Source organism: Candidatus Zixiibacteriota bacterium, assembly GCA_020853795.1.
Classification (GTDB): domain Bacteria; phylum Zixibacteria; class MSB-5A5; order CAIYYT01; family CAIYYT01; genus JADJGC01.
In genome coordinates this window covers 37,975-46,296 of the sequence record JADYYF010000156.1, presented here as the reverse complement: position 1 = coordinate 46,296, position 8,322 = coordinate 37,975, and the positions used below count along the sequence as shown (strand labels likewise).

At 58.8% G+C, this 8,322-nt stretch carries 8 protein-coding genes; 4 read left to right on the top strand and 4 right to left on the bottom strand.

Going from position 1 to position 8,322, the window contains the following annotated elements:
- Window positions 1-17: 17 nt before the first annotated feature.
- The 3 genes from IT585_12345 (at window position 18) to IT585_12335 (ending at window position 2,165) form a co-directional block, all read left to right on the top strand.
- Entirely contained in the window at window positions 18-248 is a 231-nt protein-coding gene (locus IT585_12345) for a SemiSWEET transporter (protein ID MCC6964036.1), read from the top strand.
- 76 nt (window positions 249-324) lie between these two features.
- Window positions 325-1,695 carry a deoxyribodipyrimidine photo-lyase gene (locus IT585_12340; protein MCC6964035.1) on the top strand — a complete coding sequence of 457 codons (1,371 nt, stop codon included), beginning with the start codon at window positions 325-327 and terminating at the stop codon, window positions 1,693-1,695.
- Window positions 1,692-2,165, top strand: a complete 474-nt coding sequence (locus IT585_12335) for an SRPBCC family protein (protein ID MCC6964034.1) — start codon at window positions 1,692-1,694, stop codon at window positions 2,163-2,165. The genes IT585_12340 and IT585_12335 overlap by 4 nt, the downstream gene beginning before the upstream one ends.
- A gap of 170 nt (window positions 2,166-2,335) precedes the next feature.
- On the opposite strand, the gene IT585_12330 is transcribed toward IT585_12335, so the two are convergent.
- The 4 genes from IT585_12330 to IT585_12315 form a co-directional block, all read right to left on the bottom strand.
- The gene (locus IT585_12330; GenBank protein ID MCC6964033.1) at window positions 2,336-3,415 is read right to left on the bottom strand and encodes a class I fructose-bisphosphate aldolase; all 1,080 of its coding nucleotides are present in this window, start codon (window positions 3,413-3,415) and stop codon (window positions 2,336-2,338) included.
- 139 nt (window positions 3,416-3,554) lie between these two features.
- On the bottom strand, window positions 3,555-3,962 hold the full coding sequence (gene acpS / locus IT585_12325) for a holo-ACP synthase (GenBank protein MCC6964032.1): 408 nt from the start codon (window positions 3,960-3,962) through the stop codon (window positions 3,555-3,557).
- 335 nt (window positions 3,963-4,297) lie between these two features.
- Window positions 4,298-5,044 carry a hypothetical protein gene (locus IT585_12320; GenBank protein MCC6964031.1) on the bottom strand — a complete coding sequence of 249 codons (747 nt, stop codon included), beginning with the start codon at window positions 5,042-5,044 and terminating at the stop codon, window positions 4,298-4,300.
- Window positions 5,041-5,664 carry a roadblock/LC7 domain-containing protein gene (locus tag IT585_12315; protein ID MCC6964030.1) on the bottom strand — a complete coding sequence of 208 codons (624 nt, stop codon included), beginning with the start codon at window positions 5,662-5,664 and terminating at the stop codon, window positions 5,041-5,043. The genes IT585_12320 and IT585_12315 overlap by 4 nt, the downstream gene beginning before the upstream one ends.
- A 305-nt stretch (window positions 5,665-5,969) precedes the next feature.
- On the opposite strand from IT585_12315, the gene IT585_12310 reads away from it, so the two are divergent.
- Complete coding sequence (locus tag IT585_12310) at window positions 5,970-8,201, top strand: hypothetical protein (protein ID MCC6964029.1); 2,232 nt, start codon at window positions 5,970-5,972, stop codon at window positions 8,199-8,201.
- Window positions 8,202-8,322: the final 121 nt, after the last annotated feature.

Sequence of the window (8,322 nt, the reverse complement as noted above, 5' to 3'; positions counted from 1 at the left end):
CGCTCACCGCTCTCGGGCTGATTGCCGGCGCTTGCACGACTTTTTCCTTCGTGCCGCAGTTGCTCAAGATCTGGAAATCGAAGTCAACCCACGACATCTCGCTGGCGATGTACGCCGTGATCAGCACCGGCGTGCTCCTGTGGCTGGTTTACGGCTTGCTGGTGCGCGACGTGCCGATCATCGTTGCCAACGCCGTGGCGCTGTTCTTCACGGTCGGGATTCTGGCCTTCAAGCTCAAATACCGGTAGTGCAATCTTCGACACGGCGAACCCACTGTGACGGCAGTGGTTGGAGTTGGTGAGATGAAGACGATGCAGGTTCACCATGTCTGATCGCGTTGACCTGAGCCGTGCACGCTCGCTGCGAACCGGCACTCCGTCTGTCGGACCGGTCGTCTACTGGATGAGCCGTGACCAGCGCGTGCACGACAACTGGGCGCTGCTTTATGCCCAGGATTTGGCGTTGAAGCTGCGGCAGCCGCTGATCGTCGCGTTTTGCGTGCTCCCGAACTATCTCGACGCGACGCTGCGGCAATATGAGTTCATGCTCAGGGGGCTGGAGCAGGTCGAGAGCGAGTGCCGCCGACTTGCCATCGAATTTCGGTTGCTGACCGGGTCTCCCGATAGCGAAATGCCAAAGCTGGCGGCGCGGGAGAGAATCGGCGCGCTGGTGACCGATTTCACCGCTCTACGCATCAACCGCAAGTGGAAGGACGCCATCGTCCCAAAGATTGCCGCGCCCTTCTATGAAGTCGATGCGCACAACATCGTTCCGTGCTGGGTGGCATCGCCGAAGCAGGAGTTTGCGGCTTACACGTTCCGACCGAAGATCCATAAGCTCCTGCCGCACTATCTCACAGAATATCCGCGCATCAAGAAACACCCTCACCTCATGGCAGGTGAGTCCAAGCCGATCGATTGGGCGAAGGCGCGCAAGGCGCTTGCGGTCGATCGCAGTGTCGGCGCAGTTGCCGACTTCGCCCCCGGCGAAGCGGCCGCGCACAAACAGTTGCAGGCCTTCCTTCGGCGCGGGCTGCAGCGATATCATGACGAGCGTAATCTGCCGACGCACGACGCGCAATCGAATCTGTCGCCCTATCTGCACTTCGGGCAGATCGCCGCGCAACAGGTAGCGCTGGAGGCTCAGCGGTTCGATCAGAACATCGCGGCGCAGGAGAGCTTCCTCGAGGAGTTGATCGTGCGGCGTGAGTTGTCCGATAACTTCTGCCACTACAACGAACATTACGACGCGTTTGCGGGATTCCATTCCTGGGCACAGACGACTCTGAACCAACACCGCGGCGACGAGCGCAGCATCCTATATTCGCGCGCCGATTTTGAACACGCGCAGACTCACGACGAGTTGTGGAATGCAGCCCAAATCGAAATGGTGACGACCGGCAAGATGCACGGTTACATGCGCATGTACTGGGCGAAGAAAATCCTGGAGTGGACCGGATCGCCGGAGGAAGCTCTGGAGACCGCGATCGATCTGAATGACCGCTACGAACTGGACGGGCGCGATCCGAACGGCTACGCGGGCATTGCCTGGAGCATCGGCGGCGTGCATGACCGGGCTTGGGGCGAGCGAGCGGTGTTCGGCAAGATTCGTTACATGAGCTACGACGGTTGCGCGCGCAAGTTCGACGTCAAACAATACATCGCGCGCTTCGTGCCGGCAGAGAAGAAATCGTGAAAACCTACACTCTGACCGCCGAGCAATTTGTCCCGCGGCCGCTGCCGGAGGTGTTTGCATTCTTCGAGCGGCCCGAAAATCTCGCTAAGATCACGCCACCGTCGCTGGGATTTGTGATTGTCACGCCGACACCAATTGCGATGAACGCCGGCGCGTTGATCGACTACACAATCAAAGTGATGGGACTGCGCCTGCGCTGGCGGACGTTGATCTCGCATTACGATCCGCCGCATGCCTTCGTCGACGAACAGATCAATGGTCCGTACCGGCTCTGGCATCATCGGCACAGTTTCCGCGAAGTTGAAGGCGGCACCCTCATCTCTGATGAAGTGAAATATGCTCTACCGCTGGGAATTCTGGGACGGATCGCGCACTCGCTGTTCGTGAAGCGGCAATTGCGGGGGATCTTTGCGTATCGGGCAGAGGTGATCGGCGAGAAGTTCAATCAAGCGCTGCAGAACACAAGGTAGCGACGTCCCACCGCAATCCCCCGTTCCTCGGGGCTTCCGGCGATGGGGCACCATCCATCGGCAAAGAATTCATTCTCAAAAGAAAGCGTCGCTGCAGACGGTGGTCTACAGCGACGTCACATTTAAGCCAATACGCTAGTCAGGATCGCGGGGATCCTGACCTACGGTCTCTACGCTACGGCAATCTCCTTGCAGAGATAGACATCCTGAATCGCGTTCAGCAACTCGACGCCCTCCTTCATCGGACGTTGGAACGCCTTGCGACCGGAGATTAAGCCCATGCCGCCGGCGCGCTTGTTGATCACGGCCGTGGTCACGGCATCCGCCAAGTCGTTCTTGCCGGAAGCGCCGCCGGAATTGATCAAACCAGCGCGACCCATAAAGCAATTGGCCACCTGGTAGCGCACCAGGTCGATCGGATTGTCGGTCGTGAGCTGGTCGTAAACCTTCTTGCTCCACTTCGAATACGGTTTACCGGCAGCCTTCTCGACCGCTTCAAAACCGCGATTGGTTTCCGGCATCTTCTGCTTGATGATGTCAGCCTGCAAGGTGACGCCCAGATGATTGGCCTGGCCGGTAAGGTCGGCCGCGACGTGATAATCGACGCCGTCAATCTTGAAGGCGTTGTTGCGCAGGTAGCACCACAGCACGGTGACCATGCCGAGCTCGTGCGCGTGCGCAAACGCCTCCGCGACCTCGACGATCTGCCGCCGCGATTCCTGCGAGCCGAAGTAGATGGTGGCGCCGACGGCGATTGCGCCCATGTCGTACGCGCGGTCGATCGTGCCGAACATCACCTGATCGAAGGCATTCGGATAGCTCAGAAATTCGTTGTGATTGATCTTGACGATAAACGGCATCTTGTGCGCCCACTTGCGCGCCACCGAGCCGAGCACGCCGAAAGTGGAAGCGACGGCGTTGCAGCCGCCCTCGACTGCGAGCTTGACGATGCTCTCGGGGTCGAAGTAATCCGGGTTGGGCGCGAAGGAAGCGCCGCCGGAGTGTTCGATACCCTGATCCACCGGGAGAATCGACATGTAGCCGGTGTGGGCCAAGCGGCCGTGATGGATCATCCAGTTGAGGTTCTGGAGCACGGTATTCGGACGATCGGAATGAACGACGACGCGGTCGACGAAGTCAGGTCCGGGGAGATGGAGCTTGGACTTGTCGATGGTCTTGCACTGGTGTCCAAGCAAAGTTTTGGCATTCGGCCCGAGCAAAGATTCGATTTGGCTAATATTGAGGGTCATGATCAACCTCCGCTATGACTGCGATCAGATTTGAATCAGTTGCCGCGCGGCCGCAACGCGCTGCCCATCCGCTGGGCGGCCGGCCGCTCGATATTTTAATGTAATGCTTCGCCAGTTTAGAGTCCAGATACGACTTTGTTTAGTGTGTGCGCTCAATCACCACCGTCGCAATCGCCAGCGTGCTGGTATGGCTGAGAGATAAGTGCACGATCATATTGCGCAGCCCCGGGACGACAAGCTGCGGAATCCCGTCGGAATTCTGGGTAACGGTCAACTCACGCCAGTGGCCGGGGGGGATGCCCGCCTGCGAGAGGGCCTTGAAACCGGCCTCCTTGGCGGCAAATCGCGCGGCCAGCGACGGGAAGGGATTCTGCTTCATGAAACAGAACTCGATCTCTTCGAAGGAGTAGACTTTCTGCAGAAACGCGTCGCCGAAGCGCTGGTAGGCATACTTGATACGTTCGATTTCGATCAGATCGACGCCAATGCCGAGCGTCTTGCCGTTCAGACCGGGATTCTCCAACACGCCAATTAGATAGAGCGACACCAGTGTTTGTGCAAGATTTTAGTGCAAGCGAAACAAACGGCGTGCCGGGGGCGGAATAATCGGTCGGCGGTCAATTTGCTCTTGAAAAGCCGGGTTGAGGACGTATATTTCGGCAGGTGTTAGAGAGGGGATTTTGAAAATTCTCTAACATTTCAATTATGAAGGTTGCCCCCGTATATGGTTGAGCGTCCTGCCGTGACCTCATTCTCAAGGATGAGTAGCGGGAGCAAAAAGCCGTGGTGGCTGTAAAAACCCTTTAGCGTAATCGTCTGAGGAGTTATTTTCATTCAGGTGATTGAGCCTCCCCTCTCTCACCGATTTTTTTTGCCCGGCAGCTACTTGGGGACGTAACGACGGGCGGAGGCGAAGTAGTTGTAGAAGCCGATCTCGGCCAACATCTGGTGCAGTCCGAGGGTGAGCTTCTCGATGTCAAAGCCGATGGTCGAGGTCCTCGCCCCGATCAACCGCACAAAATTGGCGACCAGTTGCGCCGCTGCGGGCACCGCGTCTGCATCCATGTGTTTCTCCGCACCCTTGATCACGATAATGCCGCCGTTGGCATCGACGGTGAAGTGCTTGAGCACGGGGTAGTCTTCCAGCAACTGCGTCTTCGCCTGGCGCAGAACTTCGGCGATTTCAAAGCGTGAGACCTGTCCCTGGAAGTGGCCGAGGGCAAGATTGATTGCGCGCGAGATCGCCACGACATGATCCGGGGTGAATTCCACATATTGCAGCACAGTTGGCTGCGGCGCCGGCGTACGGACTTGCGATTCCAGCGTTGACAGCGACGATTTCATGACGAGATTGAGCGTGGTCGTGTTGAGGTCGGGCTTGGCAATCACCGCCAGCGCGAATTTGGGGCTGCAATGAATCCACAACCAGCCCGACTTGAAGCGGGCTTTCACTTCACGCACTTTGCCCGCCAGTTGGCCGAACTTGACTAACTGCCCGCAGATACTCTCCGTGTCGGCCGCCGTTAACCGCGCCGGTAGGAGCTTGTGGAATGCGTTCGCTTCGCGTTCCCACAACACCACGCCGGAAACGCCCATCACGCCGCGGATCGCCTCGATCACTTTTCTCATGCCGCCCTCGCGATCTTCCAGAGTTGTTCGAGCACCTCGCGCTTGCGCACTTTGGTGTCAACCAGCACCGCCAGGTAGCCGCCCTGGAACGGCAGCAGCAACAGGTCGTGCGAGCCGAGATTGAGCACGCAGTCTTCGCAGTCGCCGAGATTCATCGTGCGGCCGATGTCGAACAGGATCTCCGTCAGGCTGGCGATCATGGCGGCGACGATCTCGGCCTCCTTCGTGATCTTCTGCCGTGCCACCAGCTTGCCCTCGGAGGTCAAGATGAAGGCCGACTGCACGTGCTCGACCTTGCCGACCTGATCAAGAATTTGTTCGCCCCCGGGCCGGTTGCGCTGCGCCTGCACCTGCTCGACGAGCGTATGGGCGTGCTCGTGGATCAGCGCCGTGACTTCATTATGCTGCTTGTTGATGATCTCCTCGACCACCCGCATCTCGTCGATCGAGTCAATCGGCTTGCCCCAGAGCTTCTGGATCTTATGGATGACCTGCCCGGCGAGGCTGACGGAAGTGGCAATCCGGGGCTCCGGATACTTGGAAAACTCCGTTTGAATCTCGATGCGCTGATCGCCGTACTTGACGGCGGAAAGTCGGCCGGCCGGAATGAAAGTTCCCATAGCTCCAATCAGTTAGACCACCGCGTCTGCCGCCCCCGGTCACACGCGAACGGACTTAGTCACCTTGAGTTATCGGCAATTGTCCCGGAATGTGCACAGTTCAGGTTTTGTAAGTTGGGACCAGTGTTTCAGATCGGGACAACTTCGCGTCCGCAACATCGTAAATATCCGATATAGACAACGTCATCCGTGTTCGCCGCGCCGGTTGCACCGGCGCGGCTGCGGCGGAAGCGTAATCGTCAATTGATGCTCCGATGCTGCACGCCAGCGTCGGCACGCCAACCTCAGACCCATGGGAGGGGCCTATGCGCGCTGGAACATGCGCCCGGATGCGACTCGCGCCTGCGCGAGTTGCGCTGCTCTTTTCGTTGCTGTGTTTATTCGTCTATCCCACGCTCGCCGCCGCTGACTTTCCTCCGATCGATCAGGTGATTCGCGATTCGAAGGCGGCGCACGAGGCCTGCCGACAGGGCAGGGCCAGGCAACTGGTGACGGCGCTCGACGTGGGCGCGGCCAGACCGCGCGGCGGGACACCGCTGCAGGAGAAGTATGATGTCAACTATTACCGGCTGGAGATGAAGTTTGACCGGGCCAATGCGATCGTCAGTGGTAACGTGACCATGACCGCAGAGGTCGTTGCGCCGCTGGCGGTCTGTCAGATCGACTGCTACTGGATTGTCAACGTCGATTCGATTAAGCTCAACGGCGAGCCGGCCAGTTGGTGGACTGACTCGCGCCTGTTGCATATTGACCTCGGGCGCACGTACGCGCCGGGAGAAGTGTTCCAGACGCAGGTGTTTCACCACGGGGTCGAAGAACAACTGGCGTGGGCCGCATTATTTTTCGACGAGTATGACGGCCAGCCCGTCATCGGCAACCTGTCGGAGCCGTTTTACGCTTGCGCGTGGTGGCCGTGTAAGGACTATCCCAACGACAAAGCCGATTCGCTGGATATCTACATCACTTATCCTGCGAATCTATTTTGCTCCTCGAACGGCAATCTGATCAGCGATGTCGACCACGGCGACGGTTTCCGCACGACGCACTGGTCGGTGCGCTATCCGATCGCAACGTACCTGGTGAGCGTAGCCATCGCGGAATTCACCCATTGGCGCGAGTGGGCGCAGAGGACGCCGACCGACTCGCTGCCGGTGGACTACTGGGTGTATCCCGGCCTGGTGCCGCAGATTGCCGATGCCTACGCGTTTACCGTGCCGGCGATCGACACCCTGTCGCGCATCTTCGGCCGCTACCCGTTCCCCAATGAAAAGTACGCGATGTCGAACTTCACCTGGGGTGGCGCGATGGAGCACCAGACCAATACTTCGATGTCGCCGGGAATGTCGGAAAACGTCATGACGATCGTGCACGAGTTGTCGCACCAGTGGTGGGGGGATATGATCACCTGCCGCGACTGGCATCACATCTGGCTGAACGAGGGATTCGCCACCTACTCCGAGGCGCTGATGGTGGAGGCGATGCTCGGGACCGACGCGCTGCACAGCTACATGAACGCGATCGAATACTATGGACCGGGGTCAATCTACGTGCGCGACACGACTTATGCCTGGAATATCCTCGATATTATTGTCTACGACAAAGGCGGGTGGGTGCTGCATATGTTGCGCGGAGTGATCGGCGACGAGGCCTTCTTCACGGGCTTGCGCAATTACGGCGCTTCGCCGCTCAAGTACGGCACCGCCGTGACGGAGGACTTCCAGTACTACATGGAGCAATCTTCGGGGCAGGATCTGGACTGGTTCTTCAGCGAATGGGTCTATGGCTACGGCAATCCGCAATATGAATACATGTGGCAGAGCGTGCCGAGTGGGGAAGGCGGGTATCGGCTCGATCTAATCATCAAGCAGGTGCAGACGGAGTTCGAGGTGTTCGCCATGCCGATCCAGGTGATGTATCGGCTCGACGACGACAGCGAGATCTATGACACGCTCTGGAACGACCGGGCGTTCATGCTCTACCAGCGCGAGTTTGCGCAGAACGTCGCGGAGGTGCACTTCGATCCGCTCAACTGGATTCTCAAAGGTTTCAGCGAACAGCCGTTTGCGCTGACAATCGTCTCGCGTGATCTGCCGGCAGGCGAAGAGACCAAGCCGTACTACTGCGAGTTGGCGGCGCTGGGAGGGGTCCCGCCGTACAACTGGACTTTCCTCGGCGGCGATATTCCCTACGGCCTGAACTTCACCGGCGGCGAGCAGGGCATCATCGAAGGCGTGCCGACCTATCCGGCGACCTTCTACTTCACCATCCAACTGACCGACGCGAGCACGCCGCCAGCTGGCGACGTATTTGGGTTCGCGTTGAAGATCAATCCGACGGTGCACGTCGGCGACTGCGACTGCGACGGCCGCATCGCGCTGACCGATGCCGTGTATCTGGTGAATTACATCTTCGCCAGCGGCCCGGCGCCGAATCCGCCGGCAGCCGGAGATTTGGATTGCAGCGGATTTGTAAACATCTCGGATGCGGTGCACTTGATCTTGTATCTGTTTGATTTGGGGCCGGGGCCGTGTCGGTGAGCGATTCGGAGAGCATTGTTGGAAGTGGGTTTGAGACGGACGTGAGGGAGAGGGGACAACGAATGCCTATCACAGCGGCCGATAGTTGTTGACTATCGGCCGCTGTCACTGGTGTGGTGCT